This is a genomic window from Stenotrophomonas sp. UBA7606, from assembly GCF_002477705.1.
Taxonomy (GTDB): Bacteria; Pseudomonadota; Gammaproteobacteria; order Xanthomonadales; family Xanthomonadaceae; genus Stenotrophomonas.
In genome coordinates this window covers 1-25323 of sequence record NZ_DLJW01000070.1, presented here as the reverse complement: position 1 = coordinate 25323, position 25323 = coordinate 1, and the positions used below count along the sequence as shown (strand labels likewise).

23 protein-coding genes are annotated in these 25323 nt (G+C 66.5%); 12 read left to right on the top strand and 11 right to left on the bottom strand.

All coding sequences use genetic code 11. The features are described 5' to 3' along the window. The first annotated feature begins 331 nt into the window (after positions 1-331). The gene (locus tag B2527_RS09485; protein WP_293708750.1) at positions 332-1159 is read left to right on the top strand and encodes a DUF72 domain-containing protein; all 828 of its coding nucleotides are present in this window, start codon (positions 332-334) and stop codon (positions 1157-1159) included. 46 nt (positions 1160-1205) lie between these two features. Continuing rightward, positions 1206-2126, top strand: a complete 921-nt coding sequence (locus tag B2527_RS09480) for a DMT family transporter (RefSeq protein WP_293708748.1) — start codon at positions 1206-1208, stop codon at positions 2124-2126. Here the strand turns inward: B2527_RS09480 and B2527_RS09475 are convergent, their stop codons facing one another. The 5 genes from B2527_RS09475 to B2527_RS09455 form a co-directional block, all read right to left on the bottom strand. Beyond that, entirely contained in the window at positions 2127-3287 is a 1161-nt protein-coding gene (locus tag B2527_RS09475; RefSeq protein ID WP_293708746.1) for an AAA family ATPase, read from the bottom strand. A 68-nt stretch (positions 3288-3355) separates the two neighbouring features. After that, positions 3356-4420, bottom strand: a complete 1065-nt coding sequence (locus tag B2527_RS09470; protein WP_293708745.1) for a GGDEF domain-containing protein — start codon at positions 4418-4420, stop codon at positions 3356-3358. Between the two features lie 81 nt (positions 4421-4501). After that, the gene (locus B2527_RS09465) at positions 4502-5224 is read right to left on the bottom strand and encodes a pseudouridine synthase (protein WP_293708743.1); all 723 of its coding nucleotides are present in this window, start codon (positions 5222-5224) and stop codon (positions 4502-4504) included. A gap of 48 nt (positions 5225-5272) precedes the next feature. Beyond that, a complete protein-coding gene (locus tag B2527_RS09460; protein ID WP_293708741.1) occupies positions 5273-6877 on the bottom strand; it encodes a GGDEF domain-containing protein in 1605 nt (534 codons plus the stop codon). 246 nt (positions 6878-7123) lie between these two features. Next, positions 7124-9043 (bottom strand): DEAD/DEAH box helicase, encoded by a 1920-nt coding sequence (locus tag B2527_RS09455; protein ID WP_293708739.1) that lies wholly within the window; start codon positions 9041-9043, stop codon positions 7124-7126. 195 nt (positions 9044-9238) lie between these two features. Between B2527_RS09455 and B2527_RS09450 the strand changes: the two genes are divergently transcribed. Continuing rightward, a complete protein-coding gene (locus tag B2527_RS09450; RefSeq protein WP_293708737.1) occupies positions 9239-9469 on the top strand; it encodes an RNA-binding S4 domain-containing protein in 231 nt (76 codons plus the stop codon). Between the two features lie 62 nt (positions 9470-9531). Here the strand turns inward: B2527_RS09450 and ubiM are convergent, their stop codons facing one another. The 3 genes from ubiM to B2527_RS09435 form a co-directional block, all read right to left on the bottom strand. Then, positions 9532-10710, bottom strand: a complete 1179-nt coding sequence (gene ubiM / locus B2527_RS09445; protein ID WP_293708735.1) for a 5-demethoxyubiquinol-8 5-hydroxylase UbiM — start codon at positions 10708-10710, stop codon at positions 9532-9534. Positions 10711-10842: 132 nt separating this feature from the next. Further along, positions 10843-11424 carry a DUF4019 domain-containing protein gene (locus B2527_RS09440; protein ID WP_293708733.1) on the bottom strand — a complete coding sequence of 194 codons (582 nt, stop codon included), beginning with the start codon at positions 11422-11424 and terminating at the stop codon, positions 10843-10845. Positions 11425-11500: 76 nt separating this feature from the next. Beyond that, a complete protein-coding gene (locus B2527_RS09435; RefSeq protein ID WP_293708731.1) occupies positions 11501-12640 on the bottom strand; it encodes a hypothetical protein in 1140 nt (379 codons plus the stop codon). Between the two features lie 166 nt (positions 12641-12806). Between B2527_RS09435 and B2527_RS09430 the strand changes: the two genes are divergently transcribed. From B2527_RS09430 to B2527_RS09420, 3 genes are all read left to right on the top strand, one after another. Next, positions 12807-14297, top strand: a complete 1491-nt coding sequence (locus B2527_RS09430) for a DNA-3-methyladenine glycosylase 2 family protein (protein ID WP_293708729.1) — start codon at positions 12807-12809, stop codon at positions 14295-14297. Beyond that, positions 14294-14806 carry a methylated-DNA--[protein]-cysteine S-methyltransferase gene (locus tag B2527_RS09425; RefSeq protein WP_293708727.1) on the top strand — a complete coding sequence of 171 codons (513 nt, stop codon included), beginning with the start codon at positions 14294-14296 and terminating at the stop codon, positions 14804-14806. Before B2527_RS09430 ends, B2527_RS09425 begins: the two co-directional genes overlap by 4 nt. 121 nt (positions 14807-14927) lie before the next feature. Then, entirely contained in the window at positions 14928-16175 is a 1248-nt protein-coding gene (locus B2527_RS09420; protein WP_293708725.1) for an ectonucleotide pyrophosphatase/phosphodiesterase, read from the top strand. Positions 16176-16294: 119 nt separating this feature from the next. Here B2527_RS09420 and B2527_RS09415 read toward each other — a convergent pair whose 3' ends face one another. Next, complete coding sequence (locus B2527_RS09415) at positions 16295-16474, bottom strand: 30S ribosomal protein THX (protein WP_293708723.1); 180 nt, start codon at positions 16472-16474, stop codon at positions 16295-16297. Between the two features lie 105 nt (positions 16475-16579). Continuing rightward, positions 16580-16996 carry a MerC domain-containing protein gene (locus B2527_RS09410; RefSeq protein WP_293708721.1) on the bottom strand — a complete coding sequence of 139 codons (417 nt, stop codon included), beginning with the start codon at positions 16994-16996 and terminating at the stop codon, positions 16580-16582. 138 nt (positions 16997-17134) lie between these two features. Here B2527_RS09410 and B2527_RS09405 point away from each other — a divergent pair, with 138 nt between their 5' ends. After that, positions 17135-19333, top strand: a complete 2199-nt coding sequence (locus tag B2527_RS09405) for a TonB-dependent receptor (protein ID WP_293708720.1) — start codon at positions 17135-17137, stop codon at positions 19331-19333. A gap of 271 nt (positions 19334-19604) precedes the next feature. On the opposite strand, the gene B2527_RS09400 is transcribed toward B2527_RS09405, so the two are convergent. Beyond that, positions 19605-20024 carry a hypothetical protein gene (locus B2527_RS09400; RefSeq protein WP_293708718.1) on the bottom strand — a complete coding sequence of 140 codons (420 nt, stop codon included), beginning with the start codon at positions 20022-20024 and terminating at the stop codon, positions 19605-19607. Positions 20025-20043: 19 nt separating this feature from the next. Between B2527_RS09400 and B2527_RS09395 the strand changes: the two genes are divergently transcribed. From B2527_RS09395 to B2527_RS09375, 5 genes are all read left to right on the top strand, one after another. After that, positions 20044-20472: a MarR family winged helix-turn-helix transcriptional regulator gene (locus B2527_RS09395; protein WP_293708716.1), complete on the top strand. Its 429-nt coding sequence runs from the start codon at positions 20044-20046 to the stop codon at positions 20470-20472. Next, positions 20469-21680 carry an MFS transporter gene (locus B2527_RS09390; RefSeq protein WP_293708715.1) on the top strand — a complete coding sequence of 404 codons (1212 nt, stop codon included), beginning with the start codon at positions 20469-20471 and terminating at the stop codon, positions 21678-21680. Before B2527_RS09395 ends, B2527_RS09390 begins: the two co-directional genes overlap by 4 nt. Before the next feature lie 76 nt (positions 21681-21756). Beyond that, complete coding sequence (locus B2527_RS09385) at positions 21757-22326, top strand: TetR/AcrR family transcriptional regulator (protein WP_293708713.1); 570 nt, start codon at positions 21757-21759, stop codon at positions 22324-22326. Next, complete coding sequence (locus B2527_RS09380; RefSeq protein ID WP_293708711.1) at positions 22323-23987, top strand: MFS transporter; 1665 nt, start codon at positions 22323-22325, stop codon at positions 23985-23987. The genes B2527_RS09385 and B2527_RS09380 overlap by 4 nt, the downstream gene beginning before the upstream one ends. Further along, the gene (locus B2527_RS09375) at positions 23984-25093 is read left to right on the top strand and encodes an HlyD family secretion protein (protein WP_293708709.1); all 1110 of its coding nucleotides are present in this window, start codon (positions 23984-23986) and stop codon (positions 25091-25093) included. Before B2527_RS09380 ends, B2527_RS09375 begins: the two co-directional genes overlap by 4 nt. Positions 25094-25323 lie beyond the last annotated feature (230 nt).

The window sequence follows — 25323 nt, the reverse complement described above, 5'->3', positions numbered from 1 at the left end:
CTCCCCAACCCTCCCCTGCTGCGCAAGGGAGGGAGCGTAGTGCCGAGCCATGCTCGGCAAGGGCTTTCCAAGCAATCCCGCAGGAGCCGCGTAAGCCGCGAAGCCAGCAACAAGCAAAAGGCCCAAAGCCAACCCCTCCCCAACCCTCCCCTGCTGCGCAAGGGAGGGGGCGTAGTGCCGAGCCATGCTCGGCAGGGGCGTTACACGCAGCGCATCAGGGCCGATGGCTTGGCTGGCAAAGCCCCTTGCCGAGCATGGCTCGGCACTACCTTGTGCGGGTACATTGTCAGCTTCGCGGCTTACGCCGTTCCTACCCCATCGGGACTTTGCGTTGAACGATCTGTTTGCGAACGCGCCGCACACACCCGGCGTCCACATCGGCATCGGTGGCTGGACCTATGTGCCGTGGCGCGGCGGCACCTTCTATCCGGTCGGGCTGGTGCAGCGCCGTGAGCTGGAATACGCCAGCCAGCAGCTGACCAGCATTGAAATCAACGGCACGTATTACGGCGCGCAGAAGCCGCACATCTACACCGGTTGGCGCGATGCCACGCCGGAGGGTTTCGTGTTTTCGGCCAAGGCGCCGAAGCGGATTGTCACCGCGCGCAAGCTGGCCGTCACCGGCGGGCAGATCGAGGACTTCATCGGTGGCATCAGCCACCTGGGTGATCGCCTCGGCCCACTGGTGTGGCAGTTCGAAGCCGGGCGACGCCTGGACCGCGACGATCTGGCGGCCTTCCTGCAACTGCTGCCAGCGCAGGTCAACGGTCGCCGCCAGCGGCATGCCGTGGAGGTGCGCGACCCCGCGTGTTTCGATGCGGAACTGGTCGCATTGATCCGCCAGCAAGGTATCGCCCTGGTCTATACCGATGCCAGTGACTACCCGAACGCCGCCGACCTGTCCGGCGACTTTGTCTATGCGCGGCTGATGGGCAGCCGCGACCAGCACGCCACCGGTTATCCGGCTACCGAACTGCAGCAGTGGGCCGCGCGCATCCAACGCTGGCGCAAGGGCGAAGACAACCCGGATCTGCCGCATCTGGCCGCGCCCCTGCCCGCCGCCGCGCCGCGTGAGGTTTTCCTCTACTTCATCAGCGCGGCCAAGCATCGCAACCCGGCTGCCGCGCGCGAGCTGCAGCAGCTGGTCGATAAAAACTGAAGGCGGCGACGCGGCGCTTGTCACCTGCATCGGCGACAATACGCCGATGCCTACCAACGACACCCGCAAAGCCCTCCTGCAGATCCATTTCTGCGTCCTGCTGTGGGGCATCACTGCCATCCTCGGCAAGCTGATCACCCTGCCGGCACTGCCGCTGGTGTGGTGGCGGATGTTGCTGGTGGTGGCGATGCTGGCACTGCTGCCGCGGGTATGGCGCGGCCTGTCCGGCTTGAACCCGCGGCTGGTGCTGGGCTATGCCGGCATCGGCGCGCTGGTCGCGCTGCATTGGCTCACCTTCTATGGCGCGGTGAAGCTGGCCAACGCTTCGGTGGCTGCCACCTGCATCGCACTGGCGCCGGTGTTCACCGCCATCATCGAACCGTGGATTGCGCGGCGTCCGTTCCAGCTGCGCGAACTGGCGCTGGGCGTGATCGTGCTGCCCGGCGTGGCGCTGGTGGTTGGTGGCGTGCCCGATGGCATGCGCCTGGGTGTGGCGGTGGGTGCGGTTTCCGCGCTGCTGGTGGCCATCTTCGGCTCGTTCAACAAGCGCATGGTCGGCCACGCTGATCCGTTGACGGTGACCGCGCTGGAGCTGGGCGCCGGCACCCTGACCCTGACCCTGCTGGCACCGGCCATGCCGCTGCTGCTGCCAGCCTTGGCCAGCGACCTGTGGGTGCTGCCCAACCTGCACGACGGCCTGTTGCTGCTGGCCCTGTCCGGGCTGTGCACGCTGCTGCCGTTTGCCCTGGCGCTGGTCGCGCTCAAGCACCTCAGCGCGTATACGGTGCAGCTGGTCACCAACCTGGAGCCGGTCTACGCGATCCTGCTGGCGATGCTGTTCCTGGGTGAGCAGCACGAACTGACGCCGCAGTTCTACCTGGGTGTGGCGATCATCCTCGGCGGCGTCTTCCTGCACCCACTGCTCAACCGCCTGCGACCACAAGCCGCCGCTGGCCCGGTCGCCTGATCAACGCTGCGGCCAGTACCAGGCCGGCCCTTCCAGATTGCCAACGCCCCACAGCCGGGTCTGGCTGAATTCCTTGTGCAGGCGCAGCGCATTGCAGGCGGGGTCCTCCTGCAGCGCGGCGATCAGCCGCGAGGCATGCGACACCACCCACAGCTGGCTGCGCGCCGCTGCGTTGATGATCAAGCGCGCCAGCGCCGGCAGCAGGTCCGGATGCAGGCTGGTTTCCGGCTCGTTGAGCACCAGCAACGGGGGCGGTCGTGGCGTGTGCAGCGCGGCGATCAGCAACAGGTAGCGCAAGGTGCCATCGGACAACTCACTGGCCGCCAGCGGGCGCAACAGACCGGGCTGCTCGAACTTCAGCGACAAGCGCCCCTCCCAGCCCTCGATCCGCACCTGCGCCCCCGGGAACGCATCCTCCAGCGAGCGCTGCAGGCCCTGCCCATCGCCGATCTCGATGATGGTCTGCCAGGCCGCCGCCAGGTCATGGCCGTCATCGGCCAGCACCGGCGTACGTATCGCCATGCACGGCTGTCGCGCCGGGGCAGCGGCATCGGAACGAAAATGGTCGTGGAAGCGCCAGCGGCGGATGTACTCGCGCAGGGCCAGCACTTCCGGCATGCGCTGCGGATCGGCCAACTGGCTGAAAAGGCTGTCGAAGCCGGACAGGTGCTCTTCCACCACCTCCCAGCTGCGGCCTGCCCTTCGCCGTACCACGCTGCCGCGCCGCTCGACCAGCAGGTTGCTGCTGCGCAGGAAGGGCCCGGCCCAGATGCTTTCGTTCTTGATCTGCGGGTCGCGATCAAACATCGAGTTGCCCGGCACCGGCAGGCCCAGGTCGATTGCATAGCCGAAGTCCTCGGCGGCAAACCCCAGCCGCAACGACACCGGCGTACTGCGCGCCGTGCCCTGCACCGGCATCTCGCCCTCGCGCATGGCCCGGCTTATCCGCTCCGGGCCGGCCCACAGCGCCGACTCCAGCCCGCCCTCGCCGGCCAGCGCGGTGGCCACGCCACCACGCGCGGTCTGCGCCAACAAGCGCAGCGCGCGGTAGAGATTGGATTTGCCACTGCCGTTGTCGCCGGTGACCAGGTTCAGCCGCGCCAGCGGCACGGCCAGCTCATGCAGGGAACGGTAGTTGGCGACGGCCAGGGTCTGCAGCATGGGGTTCTCGCAACGTCAGGAGCAGGCCCAGCATGCGCGCGCCCGGTCGCAGGCGTCGAGACGCAGGCTCAGCCTGCCACCACCACCCGGTCGCGGCCTTCGGCCTTGGCCTGGTAGAGCGCGGCATCGGCGCGGCGCAGGGTGTCGCCCGAGCTTTCCCCATCACGGTGCACGGCCAGGCCGATGCTGACCGAGATCGGCAAGCCGATCGGCAACAGGCTCACCGACTCGCGCAGGTATTCGCATTGCAGCTCGGCCTGCTGCAGCGGCGTATTCGGCATCAGGATCACGAACTCCTCGCCACCATAGCGGGCCGCCATGCCGCGCCCGGCGAACTGCGACTTGAGCACCGCTGCCAGTTCGGTCAGCACCACGTCGCCTTCGGCATGGCCGTGGATGTCGTTGACCATCTTGAAGTGATCGATGTCGACGATGGCCACGGCCGGCGGTACCTCGCCGGCACGTTCAATGGCATCAGCCAGCGCGGCGGTCAGCGCGCGACGGTTGGACAGCCCGGTCAGCGGATCGGTACGGGTCTGCTCGGACAACTCCAGGTTGGCCTGTTCCAGCTGCTGGTAATACTCCGCCAGCCGCGCCTCGTACCAGTCATGCTCGTCCTGGTGGTGGTCGATCTGCATGCGCAGCAGGCGCATCTCCATCATCCGGCTGACCTGCCGCGACAGCGCGCGCAGGGCATTGGCCTGCGGCGCGGCCAATTGCGCCGGCACCGAGTCGAACACGCACAGCGAGCCCAGCGCATAGCCATCACTGCTGAGCAGCGGCGCACCGGCATAGAAGCGGATATGCGGGTCGCCCACCACCGAGGGGTTGCCACTGAAGCGGGCGTCGTCGCGCGCATCCTGCACCACCGTCAGTTCCTGCGGGGCAAGGATGGTGTGCGCACAGAAAGCGTCATCACGCGGCGTCTGCTCCCCCTCCAGGCCCTGCAGCGACTTGAACCATTGGCGGTCTCGGTCGATCAGCGTCACCGCACCCATCGGCGTGTTGCAGATGGTGCGGGCGATGGTCACCAGGTCATCGAACTCCTGGTCGCGCGCGGTATCGAGGATGCGATACCGCTGCAAGGCGGCAAGACGCTCGGCTTCATGGGCAGGAATCGGAGGTTTGATCATCGCGGTTCCGGTTCAGGCGGGATGGAGGACGCAGCCGAGTCTAGCCGCAGCGCGCGCAGCACGCGGTGAGCAGTTCACACTTCACCATTGCTGCTGTTGCGGCAGCAGGCCACGCAACTCCTGTTCGCTGAGGTTGCGCCATTGGCCGGGCTTGAGCGCGCCGATCTTGATGTTGTCGATGCGCACCCGGCGCAGCTGGGTGACGCGGTAACCGAACTCTGCGGCCATCAGGCGGATCTGCCGGTTCAGGCCCTGCTCCAGGATGATGCGGAAGCCGAACTTGGCAATGCGGGTGGCCCGGCACGGCAGCGTCATCTGGTTGTGGATGCGCACGCCACGGGCCATGCCGCGCAGGAACTCATCGGTCACCGGCTTGTTGACCGCCACCAGGTACTCCTTCTGGTGGCCGTTCTCGGCGCGCAGGATCTGGTTGACGATATCGCCATTGCTGGTCATCAGGATCAGCCCTTCGGACTCCTTGTCCAGGCGCCCGATCGGGAAGATGCGCTGCTCATGGCCGACGAAGTCGACGATATTGCCCTTCACCGCGCTTTCGGTGGTGCAGGTGACGCCTACCGGCTTGTTCAGCGCGATGTAGACATGGCGGCGACCGGTGCTCTTCTGCACCGCACGGGCACGCAGCGGCTGGCCGTCGACCTTGACCTCGTCGCCCTCGCCCACCACCGCACCGGTGCCGGCAACAACGCCGTTGATGGTCACGCGACGGGCGGCGAGCAGGCGGTCGGCCTCGCGGCGCGAACAGAAGCCGGTTTCGGCAATGTGCTTGTTGATTCGGTTTGTCATCGGCGAATTATCCGCCATCGCCCACCCGGGTGACAGCGCCGCCGGTGTTCAGGCCGCTTCGCGCTCATCGTCGGCGTTCACCACCTGGTTGCGGCCACGGCGTTTGGCCCGGTACATGGCGTTGTCGGCACGCCGCAGCAATGCCGCCACGTCGGTATCCAGCAGCTGCAGCTCGGCCAGGCCGATGCTGGCGGTGACCGTCAGGCCTTCGTGGCGCAACGCCGATGCCTGGCTGGTGACCTTCTCGCGCATGTGCTCCAGTCGCGGCAAGGCGGCAGCGGCACTATTGCCCGGCAACAGGATCAGGAACTCCTCGCCGCCCATGCGGATGACGTCGTGGCGGCTGCGCACACCACTCAGCAGGGTGTTGGCCACCGACACCAGCACATCGTCGCCCACGTCATGGCCGTAGCGGTCATTGATCTGCTTGAACAGGTCCACATCCAGGAAACCGATTGCCAACGGCTGGCCGCCAGCACGGGCCTGTGCAATGTAGGTTTCCAGCTGGCGCAGCCCTGCGCGGCGGTTGGGCAGGCCGGTCAAGGTGTCCGTATCGGCCAGCTGGCGCATCTCGTCGCGCTGCTGGCGCAGGTTGCCCAGGCTGCGATTGAGCGAATAGGCCGCCATCATCAGGAACCAGGTCGCCGAAAGCTGCACGGCTTCAACCCGGAACTCCAGCAGCCAGCGGTTGCCGAACAGGTCAGCCAGGGTCATCAGCAACAGCGGCGCCACCGCCACCATCCCGTCCAGGGTCTTGTATACACCGCGCCGCATGGACGCGATGCACAGCAGCAGTGCACCAAGGCAAAGCAGTGCGAAGGCGTCGTCCAGCGCCCCGGATACCCACGCCAGCAGTGCGCGCGGCATCACCGGGGTAGCCAACGCCACCAATGCGAATACCGCCACCAATGCGCCCATCCAGCGCCGCGACCCGCGCAGCAGGCGACGGCCGCCACACATGCGCCACAACACCCAGGTCATCACCGCGTAGCTCAGCGCGGTGACCGCCACCAGCCACACCGGCGCGGCGCGGCCCACCGGCAGCCACGGCTCGGGATAGCCACTCAAGCCACTGAGCACCGCCTGCCAGACCACCAGCAGTGCACACACCAGCACGTAGACCAGGAAATCGCGGCTGCGGGTGGTGATGAAACCCATCAACGCCGACAGCGCCAACGCCAGGGCAATGGCGATGCAGGCGGTGCGTACCAGCAACCGTGCCGTATCGATCTGTTGCACAGGGCTGGGGGCGCCCAGGCGAACGGTGGGGATCCACTGCGCTTTCAGCGGTGCTTCCCAGGCCACGCGGATGGGAGCGGTGTCGCCCTTGCGGGGTACCACCACCATGCCGACACCGGCGCGGAAACGGGAGTCGCGGGTGCGCGCGTCCTGCATGTGCCCGCAGACGGTGCGGTCACCGTGGGTGATCATCACCTCGCCGGCGAACACATTGAACACATCCACCGCCTGTGGCGCCCCGGACCACCCCCCCGGTGGCGCTGCAACATGCAGCTCTTCCTGCAGATGGCGCCGGATTTCCGGCGTGCATTCGCGCACCGGTGCCTGCTGGTCGGTGGGTGCGCCCACCAGCAGGAAATCCTGGTTGGCACGCGGCGCGGCGGCGGAGGCAATGGCGGGCAACAGCAAGAGCAAGGCAATCAGCAGGCTTACCGCCGCTGCACATGCCCCAGCCCGCCATCGCACCGCGCCCCCCTCGTCCACCGTGATCAGCCCTTCGCGTCCCCAACGCTATTGCGGTGATTATCGCAACAACCGCAGGCTTGCAACACATGAAGTACATCGCGGATTCAGATTGTTGGCCGGTCTTGTCCAGTCGGCCGCACAAGCAGACAAAAAAAGCCCCGGCAGTGCCGGGGCTTTCAGGCTGCAAACGGTGGATCAACCGTTGCGCGGGCCGCGGGGCTTGAAGCCTTCGCGACGCGGGCCGCCGGGGCGCACCGCCGGCTTGGGGCCCTTGTGGAAGCGCGGCTTGAAGGCCGGGGCCGCCGAGGCACCCACGTCTTCGCCCGGCTCGACCTTGCGCATCTGCAACTGCTGGCCGGACACCCACACCTTCTTCAGGTGCTGCAGCACGTCACTGGGCATGTCGGCGGGCAGGTCCAGCACGGAGTGGCCATCGTGGATGTCGATGCGACCGATGTAGCGGCTCTCCAGCCCCGCCTCGTTGGCGATGGCACCGACGATGTTGGCCGGCTTCACGCCGTGGGTATGGCCCACTTCGATGCGGTAGGTCTCCATGCCGAACTCCGGCGCGCTGCGTGGCGGCATTTCGCGACGCGGACGCGATTCGAACTCGCCTTCCGCACGCGGCGGGCGCGGGCCGCGCTCGCCATCGTCATGACGCGGGGCACGCTCGAAGCGCGGCTCGAACCGGGCCGGGCGCTCGCCACGCTCGTCACGGCGGTGGAAGCCACCGTCACGGGCTGGACGCTCGTTGCGGCCTGCCGGCACCTCGCGGCGCTCGCGCACCGGCGGGGTCAGCAGGAACGGGGTGTCGCCCTGCAGCAGCTTGGCCAGCGCGGCGGCGATGTCGATTGCCGGCACGTTGTGCTCGCCTTCGTAGCGCTGCAGCAGGTCGCGGTAGAAATCCATGTCGCCGCCAGCCAGGGTCTGGCTGATGCGGTCCATGAACTTGCTCACGCGGTGGTCGTTGACCGCATCCACGGTCGGCAACTGCATTTCCTCGATCGGCTGGCGGGTAGCGCGCTCGATCTGGCGCAGCATGCCCTTCTCGCGCGGGGTGACGAACAGGATCGCCTCACCGCTGCGGCCGGCACGGCCGGTACGGCCAATGCGGTGCACATAGCTTTCGGTGTCGTACGGGATGTCGTAGTTCAGTACGTGGCTGATGCGCTCCACGTCCAGGCCACGGGCCGCCACGTCGGTGGCCACCAGGATGTCGAGCTTGCCTTCCTTCAGTTGGCCGATGGTGCGCTCGCGCTGGGCCTGCTGCATGTCGCCATTGATGGCGGCCGCGGCCAGGCCACGCGCCTGCAGCTTGCCTGCCAGTTCCTCGGTGCCGGCCTTGGTGCGCGCGAAGATGATCATCGCATCGAAGGTTTCCACCTCCAGGATGCGGGTCAGCGCGTCCAGCTTGTGCATGCCCGCCACCCACCAGTAGCGCTGGCGGATATTGGCCGAGGTGGTGGTCTTGGAAGCGATGGTCACTTCCACCGGATCGCGCAGGTAGGTCTGCGCGATGCGGCGGATCTGCTGCGGCATGGTGGCCGAGAACAGCGCGACCTGGCGGCTTTCCGGCAACTTCTTGAGCACGGCTTCGACGTCGTCGATGAAGCCCATGCGCAGCATTTCATCGGCTTCGTCCAGCACCAGCGTCTTCAGCTCGGACAGGTCCAGGGTGCCGCGATCAAGGTGATCGATCACGCGGCCCGGGGTGCCGACCACGACGTGCACGCCACGGCGCAGCGCCGACAGCTGCTGGCCATAGGGCTGGCCGCCGTATACCGGCAGCACGCGGAAGCCCGGCATCGAGGCCGAATAGGTCTGGAACGCCTCGGCGACCTGGATGGCCAGCTCGCGGGTCGGGGCCAACACCAGCACCTGCGGCTTGGTGGCGGAAAGATCGATATTGGACAGCACCGGCAGCGCGAAGGCGCCGGTCTTGCCGGTGCCGGTCTGCGCCTGGCCGAGCACGTCGCGGCCTTCCAGCATGGCCGGGATGGTGGCAGCCTGGATCGGCGACGGGGTCTCGTAACCGACATCGGCCACTGCCTTCATCACAGGCTCGGACAGGCCGAGATCTGCGAACAGCAGCGGCGCGGGGGTATCTTGGGACATGGGTAACTCCGGGGGCACCGCCGCGAACGGGCGGGCGAAAAGACGGATATTGTGCGCTCTAAAGCCCCCTGCTGTCGCGGGGGTCACGTTTTCCGTTCAGCTAACGAACACGGCAACGGCCAAGCGCGAGGGCTTCACGCTCCCGTGCTGCCACCGTTTGGCGCACAATAGTGCCCGTTTTTACCGGCAATCACCATGCAAACCATCGATTTCGAGTTGGACCGCGAGTACGTGGAACTGAAGCAGTTGCTGAAGCTGACCGACCTGGTCTCCAGCGGCGGCGAGGCCAAGATGATCATCGGCGAAGGCCATGTCACGGTCGACGGCGCGGTGGAACTGCGCAAGGCCTGCAAGATCCGCGGCGGCCAGCAGGTGGAACTGGGCGACGTGCGCATCCGCGTACTGGCCGACAGTTCGGCTGCCTGAGGCAGCGCTTGCCGGGCCACGCCCGGCATTCCGGCCGCCTTACCCTCCAGCCCAACGCAGCGCTAGGCCGAGGCTTGGGTCAGATGACCTGCTATCACCTTCCTGAACGGAGCAACCCCTTGGGCGATGCGCAGCGCCGCATCGCGCAACAGGCGCACCGGTCGACGTTCGTCGTTGTAGAGGGTTGCGATGGCGTTGGTGGCCTCGTACAGCGGCCGGGTCGCCAGCCGATGCCCGCGCTGGTAACTGGCCAGCAAGGCATCGGCGCCGATATCCCCGCCCTTGCCCGCCGCCGTGCGCAACAGCCCGGCCAGGCGCTGCTGGCTCTGCAGGCCAAAGTTGAAGCCATGCGCGGTAACCGGATGCATGCCGACCGCCGCATCGCCAACGAGGGCGTAACGGCTGCCGACGAAACGGCGCGCATATACCCCCACCAGCGGATAGACGTGACGGCTGCTCGCCGGCTGCATCTGCCCCAGCCTGGCCTCGAACATGGCCGTGACCCTGTGCCCAAATGCCACCTCATCCAGGCCTGCCAACGCCTGTGCCTGCTGGGGCGGCAGGGTAATCACCGCCGACGCCTGGCCACCGGCTAGCGGCAACATGGCCAGTGTTCGCCCGTAACCGAACCACTCCCAGGCCTCGTGGTTGTGCGGCCGCTCACACTGCATGCGGCAGACCAGCATCGACTTGCCGAAATCCCGCATCTGCGCGCCGATGCCCATCATCCGCCGGGTCGCCGAGAAGCGGCTGTCGGCCGCCACCACCAGCCGTGCCTGCAGGCGACGGCCATCGGCCAGGGTCACCACGCTGGCCGCCGCACCCGGCTCGATCGCTGTGACACTGCTGCCGTCCAGCAACTCCAGGTTGGCCTGCCTCTGCACCGCCTCCCAGGCAGCCCGCCGGATCAGGTGGTTGGGCACCAGCCAGCCCAGCTCGGCCACATTTTCACGCTCGGCGGCAAAGCCCAGTGCGAACGGCGAACTGCCGTTCATCACCCGCGCACTGCGCAGCGATGAGATTTCCGCTGGCGGCAGCCGCTGCCACAGTCCGATGCCCTGCATGATCTGGCGCGAGGCGTGGGTCAGGGCAATCTCACGCCCATCAAAACCCGGATCGGCCAAAGCGGTCTGCGGCTGCTGCTCCACCAGTGCCAGCGACAGGCCGGTATCGGCCAGGCTGCGCGCAAAACTCAGCCCTGCCGGGCCGGCGCCCACCACCACTACATCGACCTTGTGCATGCCCACTCCATCGTGCCAGTTGCCGGGCAGCGTAGAGGGCCACGGGTAAGGTTTCATTGATCCTGATCAGGCCCGGCACAAAAAGAACAGGCGCCTTGCGGCGCCTGTCCAGGGAACACGGGTTTTACCGGCTCAATTCGCCGTCGCCGCGCGCAGGCTGTAACCGGAGGCGCGCCACACCTTGTCCTCGTCCAGGCGGAAAGACACCAGCTCGCGCACCGGCTGGGCATTGTTGGCAAAGCGCGTGGGGAAGCTGACGTTGAGATAGATACCCTCCGGCACGGCCGCGCCAGCCGGGTACTGCACCCGGGTGATGGACGGCTTGCCACGCGATACCAGCGCGCCCAACTTGGCGCGATCTGCATTGATGTTGCCAGCGAACTGGTCACGGGTGACCGCCTTGCGTGCTACCGCCGACGCCCCGTCCCACACCACTGCGGCCTGGTTGCCATCCACCAACTGCGCCACGCGTTGCGCTGCGGCCGTCATTTCCGCGTCCTGACGCGCCACCTGCGCCTGCTGTGCCGGGGTCAGTCCACCCGCCGGCCGCGCCGCCGATGTCCCTGCCGGTGCCTGCGCGGGTGCAGCTGCCGGTGCCTGCGCGGGTGCAGCTGCCGGCGTCTGCGCGGCTGCGGGCTGCGGCGCGCTCTGTGCCGTTACCACGCCGGCGGGCAGCGCAAGGGACAACATCAACAACAGACAACTGGATCGCATGGCTCACTCCGTGACGCTTTCAGTTGATGAACTTCCATCCAAACATGGTTTCATCCGAAATGCAGCAATTGGCGGTTCAGTTTTTTGCCGGATGCGTATTCAGCGGCACTGTCGCCGCCGCAGCCGGTGCCACGGCGGCAGAATTCACAGGTACAACCGGGGGTTCGGGCACCAGCATGGCGGTGTCGATCTCGGACAGCGGGCTCTCGTCGGGGCAGGTTTCATCAGGGAAGCCGAACTGCTCCTTCAACGCCTGGCCACAGGCGGTGACCGCCTCAAGGTCGGCCCCCTCCACCTTGCAGTCACGATCAAACGCAATGAGGAAGGCGTCCTTGCGGCGCACGAAATCATCGCCGCACTTGCGCATCTGCTTGATCCGCTCCAGGTCGTCCTGCACCGCATTGGTGCCGTCCAGGCCGTACTGTTTCAGCTCGTCGCTGGTCAGCACGCGCAGGCTGCGATTGGGCACGGTCATCATCAGGTCGGCTACGCCCACGGCCACGCCGTTGCGCTGCAGGTAGTCCTTCACGTTGTCGTAGACCTCGTGCAGTTCCTTGTTCAACTCCGCGCGCGAGGTGGCCGTGGAGCTGATGCGCATCATCCGGTGGATGCCGACCTTGCCGGAGATCAAGCGGTTGTCCCCTGCCGCCAGCACGAAGACGCAGGCGCTGTGGCAGATGGAGCCCTCGCGCACCCAGATGGTCCAGCCCGACTCGCCAATGTTGTCGCCGGCGACGATGGCCGCTTCCACCTGGCCACCGCTGGAGTCCAGGTCAAGGATGCGCTTGCCGATCTTCTGCGCGTCCGCCACCACCGCCAGGCGCGACACCAACGCCGCGAACGATGGATTGATCTTGCCGACATAGCGCACCCGCAGCAGGCCGCGCTCCTGGCAGGGTTGCAGCGCAGCGTCCAGGCTCTCCCGGTCCAGGGCGGTCAGTTCCTCGCCATCGCCGTTCTCACCGGCATAGTCGGTGGCGCAGCTGACCCAGGCCTTGCCGTTCTCCAGCATCAGCTCCGGCCACCGCTTGTCCTTGGCCGGTACCACCGGCGCAGGTGGCGCTGGCGCATCGATCACATTGATCGAGACCATGTGGTCGCCATCGGCGGCAAGGGCCACGGCCGGATCGACGGCCGGCTTGCCGGCCGGCTTGTCCGGATTACAGGCAAGCAGCCCGATACACAACAACGGCGACCACCAGAACTTGGGCAACATGGAGAACGATCAGGTCCGTGCAACGGCGCAGCCGCGCCGGAAAGATGCACAGTCTAGTGCGCCAGGCCAATGGCATCGCAATCTTTCCTGAACCAACCATTGGTTATCCGCATTGCTGTCCGGAAATGGCCAGTACCCATCCCTGCACCGCCCTAGACTGGGCGCCATGCAGAACCTCCTGATGCCACCGCAGAGCCAATGTGAACAAGCCCGGCTGGCGCGCGATGCCCGCTTTGACGGCCTGTTCTTCACCGCCGTGCGCAGCACCGGCATCTATTGCCGACCGGTGTGCCCTGCACCGCCGCCGAAGCCGGAGAACGTCAGTTACTACCCCAGCGCCGCTGCCGCCAGCGCCGCCGGTTACCGGCCCTGCCTGCGCTGCCGCCCGGAGTTGTCACCCGATGACGCCAATCTGCTGCACGATCAGACCCTGCACCAGGCATTGGCCCTGCTCAACGAAGGCATCCTGCAGGAGCAGCCGGCCACTGCCCTGGCCGAGGTGATGGGCATCAGCGCGCGCCAGTTGCAGCGCCTGTTCGTGGCCAGGCTCGGTGCGACCCCGGCGCAACTGCACACCACCCGCCGCCTGCTGCTGGCCAAGCAGTTGCTGACCGAAACCGCGCTGCCGGTGACCCAGGTCGCATTGGCCGCCGGCTTCAACAGCCTGCGCCGCTTCAACAGCGCCTTCCTCGACGGTTGCGGCATGCCGCCCAGCGCCCTGCGCAAGCAGCATGGCACGGTAGCCGGCGGCGAACCGGTGCTGCGCCTGGCCTACCGGCCGCCGTTGGACTTCCCACTGATGCTGGCTTTCCTGCGCCGCCGTTCCTTGCCCGGCATCGAATACATCGACGAAAGCAGCTACCAGCGCGTGGTCGTCGCCAATGGCGTGGCCAGCCTGATCCGGGTCAGTGCCGATCCGAAGCGCCCGGAACTGCGCCTGCAGCTCGGCACCACCGATCCACGGGCCATCCCCGCCATCGTTGCCAAGGTACGGCGCGTGTTCGATCTGGATGCCGATCTGCGCACCGTCCATGCGACGCTGGGCCAGGAGCCCCTGCTCGCACGGGGCATCGCCGAACGCCCAGGGCTGCGCATCCCCGGCGGTTGGGACGGTTTCGAGGTCGCAGCGCGCGCCGTGCTGGGACAGCAGGTCAGCGTTGCTGCTGCCACCACCCTGGCGCGGCGCCTGGTGGACCGGTTTGGTGAACACCTGCCTGGCATGCCGGAAGGCCTGGATCGCCAGTTTCCCGCCCCGGCAACGCTGGTCGCTGCTCCCTTGGAAAGCATCGGCCTGCCGCGGACCCGCGCCGCCACCCTGCGCGCCATCGCCCGCGCCTGTGCCGAACAGCGCCTGGATTTCAGCCGCGCACAGACCCTGGAAAGCTTCGTGCAGAAAGCCACTGCCCTGCCTGGCATCGGGCCGTGGACAGCGCATTACATGGCGCTGCGGGCGATGGGTCTGCCCGACGCCTTCCCCGCCGGCGACCTGGTGTTGCAGCAGGTATTGGGCGAAGGCCAGCGCCTGAGCGAACGCGAAACCGAACGTCGCTCGCAACCGTGGCGCCCTTGGCGCGCCTACGCGGTATTGCACCTGTGGCATCTGGCAGTGCCCACGGAACGAAAGAACCCCAAGCCCGCTACGGAGGCCACGGCATGAACACTCTCTACTACGACCGCTTCGACAGCCCGATCGGCGCACTGACTGTCGCCGTCGACCAGGTCGGCGTGCGCCACATCCTGTTTGCCGAGAACCGCCATGACGCCAAGGGCCGCGAGCATTGGCAACACGACCCCGACGCCGTCGCCGAACCCCGCCGGCAACTGCTGGAATACCTGCGCGGCGAGCGCCAGCACTTCACGCTGACCCTGGCCCCGGTGGGCACCGCGTTCCAGTTGCAGGTCTGGCACACGCTGGCACAGATTCCGTTCGGCGCGACCTGGAGTTACCGCCAGCTGGCCGAGCGCATTGGCCGCCCCACCGCCACCCGTGCGGTAGGCGCTGCCAATGGCCGCAACCCGCTGCCGATCGTGCTGCCCTGCCATCGGGTGATCGGCAACAACGGCGCGCTGACCGGCTTCGGCGGCGGGCTGCCGACCAAGGCCGCGCTGCTGAAGCTGGAAGGTGTTCCCAGTGAAGGCGAGCGGCTGGCGGACCTGTTTGCCTGAGCGCGCTTGCTCCCGGGTGCGCGGGGCTTACCCGGGCTACGGGACTACGCGCTGGATAAAGCACTGACAACCTGCCGAAGGTTGTATTTGTACGGTCACCGGCGCGGCCTAGAATGGCGCCATGACTTTTCTACGTATTTCGGCCACGGCACTGGCCTGTGCACTGCTTGCCGCCTGCGCCAGCACTCCTTCCTCCACCGCCACAGCAAACGTACCGCCCACCGTCCTGATGATTTCCATCGACGGCCTGCGCGCGGACAAGCTCAGCCAGGCCGACAGCCCCAACCTGATGCGGCTGGCGCGCGAGGGGGTGCGCAGCGTCGGCATGCGCCCATCCTACCCGGCACTCACCTTCCCCAACCACTACACCCTGGTCACCGGCCTGCGCCCTGACCACCACGGGCTGGTGCACAACGCGATGAGCGCAGATGCACTGGGTGACTTCAAGGTCAGCGACCGCGCCGCCGTGCAGAACGCGGCCTGGTGGGATGGCGCCGAGCCGATCTGGGTCAGCGTGCGCAAGGCCGGGCTGAAGAGCGCCACCTGGTCGTGGCCGGGCAGCGAAGCACCGGTGCGCGGCCTGCACGCCAACCAATGGCGCATGTACGACGAAAGCGTGCCGCTGGCCGAGCGCATGAACCAGGTACTGGCCTGGCTGCACGGCGAACCGGACGCGATCACCCCGCGCTTTGTCGCCACCTATATGGAGCAGGTGGACAAGGCCGGCCATGCGCATGGGCCGGATTCGCCCGAGTACACCGCCGCCGTGCGGCAGGTGGATGCGGCCATCGGTCAACTGGTCGACGGCATGCGCCGCGACGGCCTGCTCGACCATACCAATGTGATTGTCGTGTCCGATCACGGCATGGCTACCGTGAAGTCCGGCAACGCGGTGGCGGTCGAGGACATGGTGTCGCCGGCGGTTGCCAAGGTGATTTCGGTGGGCCAGTCGGTGGGCTTCGCCCCGCTGCCCGGCAAACAGACCGAGGCAGAGAACGCATTGCTGGGCGAGCACGCCCACTACCAATGCTGGAACAAGGCGCAGCTGCCCACGCGCTGGCATTACGGCAGCAACCCGCGGGTGCCGGCCATCGTCTGCCAGATGCAGGAAGGCTGGGATGCACTGCCGCGCGACAGCATTGCCAAGCGGCCGGCGGGCGACCGTGGCTCGCACGGTTATGACCCGGCATTGCCGTCGATGCAGGCGGTGTTTGTCGCCCGCGGCCCGGCCTTTGCCCAGGGCAAGCAACTGACCGCCTTCGACAACGTCGACGTCTACCCTTTGCTGACCCGCCTGATCGGCATCCCGGCCCAGCCCAACGACGGCAACCCGCACGCCCTGGACCAGGCCCTGCGCCCCTCGAAGTGAGGTAACCCGCGGGTAGCCCGGGTAAGCGCAGCGCACCCGGGAGCACACAGCCAGCGCAGATCGCAGGCAAAAAAAAGCGGCGCAATGCGCCGCTTTTCTGTAACCACTGCCGGGCTGGATCAGCCGGCCTTGGCGACGGTCTTCTTGGCAACGGCCTTCTTGGCCGGGGCCTTGGCGACAGTCTTCTTGGCGACCGGCGCGGCAGCGCCCACGGCCACCTTGCTCACGTGCGAGCGCGAATTGCCATAGCTGGCGTTGTAGCGCTTGCCCTTGGCGGTCTTACGGTCACCCTTACCCATGTCGTCAACTCCTTGGTTTGTAATCAGTTACCCCGTGCGAGCACGGGTTTGGCGGGGCCACAACAAGCACCCTCGCGCATGGACAGAAAGCCTACCATGCGCCCCTCAATGTGCGCAGCTGGCGTCATGCACATGCACGTGGTTCAAGCGCAGGTTGACCACATGCGCCAACCCCACCAGCACACCGCCCAAGGTCATCACCACCGCATGCGGGACGCGCGAATGGTGCAGCTCGGGATGCAGCAGGCCAGCCCACAGCAACACCAGGCCCGGCACCAGCAACAGCAGCGCCTTCAGCGCGCGGTGGCGCAGATAGCCCCAGATCAGGCTGAACAGCCCCAGCACGGTAACGAAGATGACGATGCTGGCTTCCACCCCGTCACTGAGCCAGAACGACAGGCCCAGTGCCGGCGCCACCGCCAGCAGGGCCGGCAACACCGCGCAGTGCACCGCACAGATCAGCGAGCCGGTGGCACCAAAGCGATCCAGGAATTTGCGTAATCCGGTAGATGGGGTGGGCATGACTTCCAGCAGGGGCGGCAGAACGTTATGGAATAATATAACATTATTGTCCTCCCCGCCCGAACCGCTGTGTCAGTCCCTCTGCCACGACCGGTTCAGTCTGCCACCCAAGTGATACAAAGTAACAAAGGAACGCCCATGCCTTTCCCCCGTCGCACCCAGCACCACCTCCTGTTCCTCGCCCTTGCCGCCGCCCTGCCTGCCGTTGCCAGCGCCGCCGATGACGACGCCGGGCAGAGCCATCACCTGACCGAACTGAGTGCGGTCAAGGTCACCGCCTCGCCCTTGCAGGGTTCGGCCGAATCACTGGCGCGCCCGGTCGACGTCCTGGCCGGCACCGACCTGGACGAACACAAGTCCGGCACCCTGGGTGACACCGTGGCCAAGTTGCCCGGCGTGCAGAGCACCTTCTTCGGCCCTGGCGTGGGTCGCCCGATCATCCGTGGCCAGGAAGGCCCGCGTGTGGCGGTTGTCGCCAATGGCGTCGGCAACATGGACGCCTCCACGGTCAGCGCCGACCACGCCTCCAGCATCGAGCCGTTCCTGGCCGACCAGATCGAAGTCCTGAAAGGCCCGGCAACCCTGCTGTTCGGCAGCGGCGCCATTGGCGGCGCGGTCAACGTGGTGGATGGCCGCATTGCCAGCGAGGTCCCGGACCGTCCGCTCAGCGGCCGCGCCGAACTGCGTGGCAACTCGGTCAATGAAGAACGCAGCGGCATGTTCCGCCTGGACGGGGTCAGCGGCGACAACCTGGTGCTGCATGTGGACGGCCTGGTCCGCAATGGCGATGACTACCGCATCCCCGGCTATGCCATCGACCCGCACGCTTTGGCCGCCGATGGCCATGACCACCATGACGGCGACACCGACGAGCTCGGCCCCCGCGGCCGCCTGGAGAACAGCTCGGTGCGCACCCGCGCCGGCGGCTTCGGCGCTACCTGGTTCGGTGAAAGCGGCTACCTCGGCGCATCGCTGGGCACCTACCGCAGCAACTACGGCATCCCCAACGGCGCCCATGTGCATGCCGACGATGACCATGGCCACGACCATGATGACCACGATCACGACCACGCCGAGGAAGGTGAAGAGCATGACGTGCGCATCGACATGGTGCAGAACCGCTTCGACCTGAAGGGCGGCCTGTACAACCCGACCTCCTTCCTGAAGAGCCTGACCCTGCGCGGTGGCTACACCGATTACGAGCACACCGAGCTGGAAGCCGGCACACCGTCCACCCGCTTCACCAACAAAGGCTATGAAGGCCGACTGGAAGCCGTGCAGCAGCCACTGGCCGGCTGGGAAGGCGCCTTCGGCCTGCAGTTCGGCAGCAGCGATTTTGGTGCGAACGGTGAGGAGGCTTTCGTACCGGGCACCACCACCGACACCATCGGCGCCTTCGTGCTGCAGGAAAAGCAGTTCGGCCCATTCAAGCTGGAGCTGGGCGCACGCCATGACCGGGTCAAGCTGGATCCGAACGATGCCCAGCGCGATCGCAGCTTTGGCGCCACCAATCTTTCCGCATCCGGCATCTGGGCGTTGAACGACACCTTCGATCTGCGCTTTGGCGTGGATGCCTCCGAACGTGCGCCGACCAACGAAGAGCTGTACGCCGCTGGCGCCCACATTGCCACCCGCTCGCTGGAAATCGGCAACGCCAACATGGACACCGAGCGTGGTCGTCGCGTCGAGCTGGGCCTGCACGCCCATAACGAGCGCATCGATGTACAGGCGGCGATCTACCAGACCAAATTCAAGGACTTCATCTACCTGGCCGACACCGGCGTTGTCGAAGGCGGTTTGCCGGTCCGCAGCTGGACCCAGAACGATGCCACCTTCAAGGGGGCCGAGGCCGAGGCCACCTGGCACATGATCGAAGGCGTGGCCGGTGATTGGGACCTGCGTGTGTTCGGCGATTACGTGAAGGCCGAACTGGATGGCAGCGGCACCCGCAATGTCGACATCGCCGTGCCGCATGGCGACCACGCGCACCATTACAACGTCGACCTGGCCAATGGTGGCTATCTGCCGCGCATCTCCCCGGCCCGTGTGGGTGCCGACCTGCATTGGTCGCTGGGCGGCTGGCGCGCCTCGTTGGGTGCCGTGCGCTATGGCAGCCAGAAGGACGTGGCGCAGAACGAAGAGCCGAGCAGTGCCTACACGCTGGTCGATGCCCATCTTGCCTATCGCTGGGACCGCAGTGGCAGCAACAGCTACGAGGTCTTCCTGGACGGCAGCAACCTGACCAACCGTGAGGCAAGGCCGCATACCTCGTTGCTGCGGGATTATTCGCCGTTGCCGGGTCGCGGTGTGGCGTTTGGTATCCGCGCCTGGTTCTAAGCGATTGCCGACGGCCGCAATGGCTTTGAGCTGTTGCTTTGAGCTGTTGCTTTGAGCTGTTGCTTTGAGCTGTTGCTTTGAGCTGTTGCATCGGCTTTGAGCTTTAGCCTTTGCTGTCCCCTCTCCCGCCTGCGGGAGAGGGGTAGGGGTGAGGGCAAGCTTCTGCTCTTTGGCTTCTGCTCTTCAGCCTCTGCCGCCCCTACAACCCGAGCACAGATGAAAACCACCGCGAGGTGGTTTTTTTCTCTGACCAACTTGCTGAGAAGCCCATTTAAAAGCGCAAGAAAGCCGAATCAAAAGCGCCCCCCATCCGCCCTCCGGGCACCTTCCCCCGCAAGCGGGAGAAGGGAAAGCTGAAATCAAAGCCACAGCCACAGCCAAAGCCAAAGCCAAAGCCAAAGCCGAAACCGAAGCCGAAGCCGAAGCCGAAACCGAAACCGAAGCCAAAAGCAAAAGCAAAGGCAAAGGCAAAAGCAAAGAAAGTGCCACAGCAGGCAAGAGCAAGAGCAAGAGCAAGAGCAAGGGCAAGGGCAAGGGCAAGGGCAAGGGCAAGGGCAACTGCAACTGCAACTGCAAAAAGCAACAGCAACAGCAATAGCAATAGCAATAGCAATAGCAATAGCGTCAAAGTCTGCCAGCCACCACCCACCACACTCGCAATTACGTGCATATACACATAAACTGCCGCCATCGCCCCGCCGACAATGCCGATGGACGCCCCCAGCCCCTGCACCTGCTTCCAGCTGCGCCGCGCCACGCGCCGCGTTTCCCAGCTCTATGACCGTCACCTCGCCGCGGCCGGGCTGAGCCTCAACGCCTACTCCATCCTGCGCCGCTCCAGCCAGCCACGCCCGCTGGGCGAGCTCGCCGATGCACTTGGCATGGACCGCACCACCCTCACCCGCAACCTCAAGCCGCTGCTCGAAGCGGGCCTGCTCAGCGCGGCACCCGGCCAGGACTCCCGCCAGCGCCAGCTGCAGATCACTCCCGCGGGCAAGCGTCGCCTGCACAAAGCCTTCCCGCTCTGGCAGCAAGCGCAGCAGGAGGTCGAAGCCCTGTTCGGCAGCACCCGCATCAACAAGCTCAACCAGCAACTGGAAGCCCTCAACCACGCGCTGGAACAGGAGCGGCCAGCATGAGCACGCAAGCCCCGACGCGCACGCCCTGGCTGCTGTTGCTCGCCGCCTCCAGCATCCTGATGGTGACCATGGGCGTGCGCCAGACCAGTGGCCTGCTGATCGACCCCATCCACGCCGCCACCGGCCTTGGCATTGCCCAGATCAGCTTCTCGCTGGCGATCGGCCAGTTTGTCTGGGGTGCGGTGCAGCCCCTGTTCGGCGCCATGGCCGACCAACGCGGGCCGCTCCCGGTACTGGTCGGCGGCGGCCTGTTGCTGGCCATCGGCCTGTTCGCCGCAACCCTGCTGCCCGGTGCCTGGGGGCTGAATCTCAGCTTCGGCCTGCTGCTGGCCGCCGGTGCAGGCGCGGGCAGCTTCTCGGTGCTGATCGGTGCCACTGCCTGGCGCATCCCCGCGCAGAAGCGTTCGATGGCTGCCGGCATCATCAACGCCGGCGGGTCGCTGGGCCAGTTCCTGTTCGCGCCATTGGTGCAACTGCTGCTCAGCGCCTTCGGCTGGGTCAAGGCACTGTATGCACTGGCGGCAATCGTGCTGCTGTCATTGCCACTGGCCTGGCCGCTACGCAAGCGCGCACCGCGCAGTGTCGGCACGGATGATGGCGAAGCGCTGCGCCCGCAATTGCAGCGCGCCCTGCGTGACCGCAGCTACTGGTGCCTGCACCTGGGCTTCTTCACCTGCGGCGTGCATATCGCCTTCCTGGTCACCCACCTGCCCGGCGAAATCGCCCTGTGCGGCTTGTCACCAAGCGTGGCCTCGGTATCGATTGCGCTGATCGGCCTGTTCAATGTGGCCGGCAGCCTGATCATCGGCGCGCTTGGCGAGCGTTTCCGCATGAAATGGCTGCTGTTCTGGATGTACCTCAGCCGTGCGGTGCTGATCGCCGTCTATCTGGTGTCGCCGCCCACGCCGATGACCTTCTATGTGTTCGCTGCAGTGCTCGGTTTCACCTGGCTGGCCACGGTGCCGCCCACCGCCGGCCTGGTCGGCAAGCTGTTCGGCCCACGCCATATGGGCACCCTGTTCGGCCTGACCCTGCTCTCGCACCAGATCGGCGCGTTCTTCGGCGCCTGGCTCGGCGGCGTGGCATTGGAGTACGGCGGCGACTACAGCTGGATGTGGTACGCCGACATGGCGCTGGCCGCCGCTGCAGCCCTGGTCAACCTGCCGATCCGCGAGGCACCACTGCGCCGCCAGCTCGCTACCGGCTGAACAGAAACGAGCGCTGCAACAAGCCGTTTCATCGCCGCCATTGAAACCGGACATTTTTGTCCGGATCATATGCAGCATGACTTCTTTACGTTCCGATGCCGTCGCGCGTCGCGCTTTGCTGTTGGACGCGGCCGACGCCGTGTTCGGTGAACACGGCATCACCGCCCCGCTTGACCTGGTAGTGGAGCGCGCCGGCGTTGGCCGCGCCACCCTGTACCGCAACTTCCCCGACCGCACCGCGCTGGTTGAAGCGCTGCTGCAGCGGACCGTGGAGAAGATCGAGATCCACCTGCAGGAACTGGGCAACCGCGACGACGCCTTGTTCGAGCTGATCAAGGGCATGGCCCGGCGCATCGTGCACTCCCCTGCGCTGGCCGACTACTGGCGCGCGGTGGACCGCGACGACCCGGCCATCAAGGCCGCCCGCGAGCACATCCTGGCGCTGTCGGCACCGGCCTTGCAGCGCGCCAAGGATGCCGGGCTGTGCCGCCAGGACCTGCAGTTGGCCGATATCTCGCTGATTTCCAGCATGCTGGGCGCCGCACTGCGCGGGCGCACCGCCGAAGATCGCGCCACCCTCGCACGCCGTGCGATTGAATTGCTGCGTCCCGGCCTGGCCGCGCCGGCTGCAGCGGAACGCACATGAAGCCACTCAAGCCCATCCCGGACTGGGAGGAACACGAAAAGCCCTCCCTGCCCGGCTCAGCCTCGATGCCCTGGCACCCGCCGCATCGGCGTGCGGCCTACGCCGCGGTGGCGGTGCTGGTCGCCATCACCGGCGGCCTGGGCAATGCGCTGATCAGCGCCAACCTGCCATGGATCACCGGGCAGATGGGCCTGCAGGCCAGCGAGGCGAACTGGCTGGTGGCGGCCTACCTGATGGTCAACGTCAGCGCCAACCTGCTGGTGTTCAAGTTCCGCCAGGAATACGGCATCCGCCTGTTCGCCGAGATCGGCCTGGGCACCTATGCGGCGTTGGCCGTGCTGCATCTGTTTGTCGGCACCACCACCACCACGCTGCTGGTGCGCGCCGGCAGTGGCTTTGCCGGTGCCGCCTGCACCACCCTGGGCACGCTGTACATGCTGCAGGCGCTACCGCGCAAATACGTGGGCAACCTGCTGGTGATCGGCGTTGGCCTGTCGCAGCTGGCGGTGCCACTGGCCTGGCTGCTGTCGCCCGGCCTGCTCGACCATGGTGAGTGGCAGAACCTCTACCTGTTCGAGGCCGGCCTGGCGCTGTGTTCGTTTGCGGCGGTGGTGGTACTGAAGCTGCCACCCGGCATCCAGATCAAGGTGTTCGAGCGCAAGGATTTCCTTACCTTTGCCCTGCTGGCACCGGGCCTGGCGCTGCTGGTGGTGGTGCTGAGCCAGGGCTATCTGCACTGGTGGTTCGATTCGCCATGGCTGGGCTGGGTGCTGGCTGCGGCCGTGGTGCTGATCACCACCGGCCTGTGCATCGAGCACCAGCGCCGCAACCCGCTGCTGCAGGTGCGCTGGTTGATGGGCCCGGTGATGCTGCGTTTCATCATTGGCGCCTTCCTGATCCGCTTCCTGACCAATGAGCAGTCCTACGGGATGATCACCATGATGCGCACGCTGGGCATGGGGCCGGAGCAGATGGCGCCCCTGTTCGGCGTGATCCTGGTCGGCGTGCTGGTCGGCATTGCCGCCGGTGCGCTGACCTTCGGGCCGAAGGCGCTGATCCCGCAGCTGCTGACCTCGATCATCCTGCTCGGCACCGCCGCCTTCCTCGACCAGCACCGCACCAGCATGGACCGGCCGCTGGATTTCGCCTTGAGCCAGTTCTTCGCGGCGGTGGGCAGCGGCATGTTCATGGGCCCGCTGATGCTGATGGGCATACGCCAGGCGATGGCACGCGGGCTGGACCATATCGTGTCCTTCATCGTGATCCTGTCGCTGACCCAGAGCTTTGGCAGCCTGGCCGGCTCGGCCTTCCTCAGCAGCTACCAGCTGCACCGCGAGCACATCTATTCCACCGCGCTGGTCAGCCAGCTCAACCCCGCCGACCCGCAGGTGGCCCGCCGCCTGCAGCTGCAGCAACAGGCCTACGCCCGCGTCATCACCGACCCGGTACAACTGAAGGCCCAAGCCAACGCCGCGCTGGCCGCCAGTGCCAAGCGCGAGGCCAATGTGCGGGCCTTCAACGACGTATTCGCCCTCAGCGGTTGGGTGGCGATCTGCTTCCTCACCTGGCTGCTGCTGGAAGTGACGCTGCGCAATCCCCGTGTGAAACAGGTGATCCGGCGCCAGCCTGCCGGCGCCCCGAACCAACGAGCTGAAACATGAGCAACAAGACCGAAACCCCAGCAACATCCGCCTCGGCGCCGGTGTCCAAGTACAACCGGCCCAGCCGCGCCAGCGTGGTGGTGATGATTGCCGTCGCCCTGGTCGGGCTGACCCTGATCCTGCGCGCCTGGCAGCTGTGGCCGTTCAACAGCACCCATATGCACACCGACGATGCCTATGTGCGTGGCCAGGTGACGGTGCTGGCGCCGCAGGTCAACGGCTATGTCACCGAGGTGCTGGTCAGCGATTTCGACCACGTCAAGAAAGACCAGCCCCTGCTGCGCATCGACGACCGCATCTACCGGCAGAAGGTGGACCAGGCCCAGGCCGCGCTGGACGATGCGCGCGCGCAGCTGGCCAACTCCGACCAGAGCCAGGCGCAGAACCGTGCGCAGATCAGCTCGGCGCGCGCCAACTACGCCGCCGAACAGGCCGAGCAGCAGCGCAGCCGCACCGAGCTGCAGCGCTACGAAACACTGGCGTCCCAGCAACTGGTTTCCAATAGCGACCGCGACAAGCTGCGTTCATCCGCACAGGCGGCAACCGCCGGTGTTGCGCAGTCGCAGGCCGCCATCCATATCGCCGAGGAAACGCTGACTTCCACCCAGGTGGCGCGCAAGGGGCTGGAAGCCAAGGTGGCGATGGCCGAAGCGGCCTTGGAACTGGCCCGGATCGACCTCGACAATACGGTCATCAAGGCGCCCCGTGACGGCCAGGTGTCGGAGGCGACGGTGCGGCTTGGGCAATACGTCACCGCCGGCAGCCAGCTGCTGTTCCTGGTGCCGGACAGCTTGTGGGTGGTGGCCAATTACAAGGAAGGCCAGACCTGGAACATGGCCATCGGGCAGCCGGCGACCTTCAGCGTGGATGCCTTCCAGGGCAAGCAGCTGACCGGCCACATCGAGCAGATCGCCCCGGCCACCGGCTCGGAGTTCTCGGTGCTCAAGCCGGACAACGCCAGCGGCAACTTCACCAAGGTGGTGCAGCGCCTGCCGATTCGCATCGCCATCGACCCCGACCAGCCACTGGCCGCGCGCCTGCGCCCGGGCATGTCGGTAGTGGTGGAGGTAGACACGGCAGCAAGCCCGCAGGCACGCCGGCGGTAGGTGGTAGTGCCGAGCCATGCTCGGCAGGGGCTTTCCAGACAATCCCGCAGGAGCGGCATAAGCCGCAAAGCCAGCAGCAAGCAAAGCCCCAAAGCCAACCCCCTCCCCAACCCTCCCCTGCTGCGCAAGGGAGGGGGCAATGCGGTAGTGCCGAGCCATGCTCGGCAGCAGCTTTCCAGGCAATCCCACAGGAGCGGCCTCAGCCGCAGAACCAGCGGCAAGCAAAAGCC

Bases quoted from the DNA above. Each gene is read 5' to 3' on its own strand.
- B2527_RS09435 (WP_293708731.1), bottom strand. From the start codon at position 12,640: ATGTTGCCCAAGTTCTGGTGGTCGCCGTTGTTGTGTATCGGGCTGCTT.
- B2527_RS09470 (WP_293708745.1), bottom strand. From the start codon at position 4,420: ATGATCAAACCTCCGATTCCTGCCCATGAAGCCGAGCGTCTTGCCGCC.
- B2527_RS09430 (WP_293708729.1), top strand. From the start codon at position 12,807: ATGCAGAACCTCCTGATGCCACCGCAGAGCCAATGTGAACAAGCCCGG.
- B2527_RS09395 (WP_293708716.1), top strand. From the start codon at position 20,044: ATGGACGCCCCCAGCCCCTGCACCTGCTTCCAGCTGCGCCGCGCCACG.
- B2527_RS09425 (WP_293708727.1), top strand. From the start codon at position 14,294: ATGAACACTCTCTACTACGACCGCTTCGACAGCCCGATCGGCGCACTG.
- B2527_RS09440 (WP_293708733.1), bottom strand. From the start codon at position 11,424: ATGCGATCCAGTTGTCTGTTGTTGATGTTGTCCCTTGCGCTGCCCGCC.
- B2527_RS09400 (WP_293708718.1), bottom strand. From the start codon at position 20,024: ATGGCGGCAGTTTATGTGTATATGCACGTAATTGCGAGTGTGGTGGGT.
- B2527_RS09385 (WP_293708713.1), top strand. From the start codon at position 21,757: ATGACTTCTTTACGTTCCGATGCCGTCGCGCGTCGCGCTTTGCTGTTG.
- B2527_RS09390 (WP_293708715.1), top strand. From the start codon at position 20,469: ATGAGCACGCAAGCCCCGACGCGCACGCCCTGGCTGCTGTTGCTCGCC.
- B2527_RS09465 (WP_293708743.1), bottom strand. From the start codon at position 5,224: ATGACAAACCGAATCAACAAGCACATTGCCGAAACCGGCTTCTGTTCG.
- B2527_RS09475 (WP_293708746.1), bottom strand. From the start codon at position 3,287: ATGCTGCAGACCCTGGCCGTCGCCAACTACCGTTCCCTGCATGAGCTG.
- B2527_RS09375 (WP_293708709.1), top strand. From the start codon at position 23,984: ATGAGCAACAAGACCGAAACCCCAGCAACATCCGCCTCGGCGCCGGTG.
- B2527_RS09380 (WP_293708711.1), top strand. From the start codon at position 22,323: ATGAAGCCACTCAAGCCCATCCCGGACTGGGAGGAACACGAAAAGCCC.
- B2527_RS09480 (WP_293708748.1), top strand. From the start codon at position 1,206: ATGCCTACCAACGACACCCGCAAAGCCCTCCTGCAGATCCATTTCTGC.
- B2527_RS09415 (WP_293708723.1), bottom strand. From the start codon at position 16,474: ATGGGTAAGGGTGACCGTAAGACCGCCAAGGGCAAGCGCTACAACGCC.
- ubiM (WP_293708735.1), bottom strand. From the start codon at position 10,710: ATGCACAAGGTCGATGTAGTGGTGGTGGGCGCCGGCCCGGCAGGGCTG.
- B2527_RS09420 (WP_293708725.1), top strand. From the start codon at position 14,928: ATGACTTTTCTACGTATTTCGGCCACGGCACTGGCCTGTGCACTGCTT.
- B2527_RS09405 (WP_293708720.1), top strand. From the start codon at position 17,135: ATGCCTTTCCCCCGTCGCACCCAGCACCACCTCCTGTTCCTCGCCCTT.
- B2527_RS09410 (WP_293708721.1), bottom strand. From the start codon at position 16,996: ATGCCCACCCCATCTACCGGATTACGCAAATTCCTGGATCGCTTTGGT.
- B2527_RS09455 (WP_293708739.1), bottom strand. From the start codon at position 9,043: ATGTCCCAAGATACCCCCGCGCCGCTGCTGTTCGCAGATCTCGGCCTG.
- B2527_RS09450 (WP_293708737.1), top strand. From the start codon at position 9,239: ATGCAAACCATCGATTTCGAGTTGGACCGCGAGTACGTGGAACTGAAG.